Source organism: Pseudomonas syringae pv. cilantro (assembly GCF_001293775.1).
Classification (GTDB): domain Bacteria; phylum Pseudomonadota; class Gammaproteobacteria; order Pseudomonadales; family Pseudomonadaceae; genus Aquipseudomonas; species Aquipseudomonas syringae_P.
Map to the genome: position 1 here is coordinate 1 of NZ_LGLN01000055.1, position 747 is coordinate 747.

Sequence of the window (747 nt, forward strand, 5' to 3'; positions counted from 1 at the left end):
GTCGAGTTTTGGCATAAAGACGCAGAGCACTATGCCAACGTTTATCAGAAAGGTATGCGGGTGCTGATACAAGGCCGGGCGGTCATGGATACCTGGACCAAAGATGGAGAAGACTTTTCGGCGTTGAAGGTACAGGCCTCTCGTGTGGGCATCCTGCCTGCCCGGATCGAAGCGGTACAAATTGCACAGTCTCACCCTCAGCAAGCGGCCCGTACGCAGCAGCCCCAGCGGGCGCAGAACAACAACAACGACGACGCACCACCGGATTTCGACGACGATATTCCCGTGTAGATGACCGGTGTGAAAAACCGCGCCTTCTGCGTGAGGCTGCTGGTGGAAATGAAGCTGCTCAGCGTCGTTCTTCACCAGCAGGCAGCTCTTTCTGCACTGTTTATTCGCCAGAGCAAAAAAACGCCCTTTACGTGGATCAGTTGGTGAAAGAAATCTGCACATCGGCGAACCCACGCCACGATGAATCTCTTACGGGTCGAATCTCATGGGTCTCAGAAACTTTGTAACCTATGTCATCCGCATGCCAGACAACACCGCATCAAGAACCGCCCTGACTGCCAAATTGAATGATGCCCACAAACTAAATCCGTTTTCTGGAGAAATGAACAATGACAAATGAAATCGTGAAAACTGAAACGTTGCCAAGCATCGTCGAACTGCAGTACGAGGTTGCCCTACAAGCGCCTGACGTCAGGGCCGCGCTTTTCGATTGCGAGGGAGCGCAGGCACGGCGGG

2 protein-coding genes are annotated in these 747 nt (G+C 53.4%); both read left to right on the forward strand.

Annotated elements, in window-relative coordinates; all coding sequences use genetic code 11:
- On the forward strand, positions 1-291 hold a 291-nt coding region (locus ABJ99_RS13660), incomplete at its 5' end, for a single-stranded DNA-binding protein (RefSeq protein WP_154864426.1).
- 9 nt (positions 292-300) lie between these two features.
- A complete protein-coding gene (locus tag ABJ99_RS28720; RefSeq protein WP_162234942.1) occupies positions 301-438 on the forward strand; it encodes a hypothetical protein in 138 nt (45 codons plus the stop codon).
- Positions 439-747: the final 309 nt, after the last annotated feature.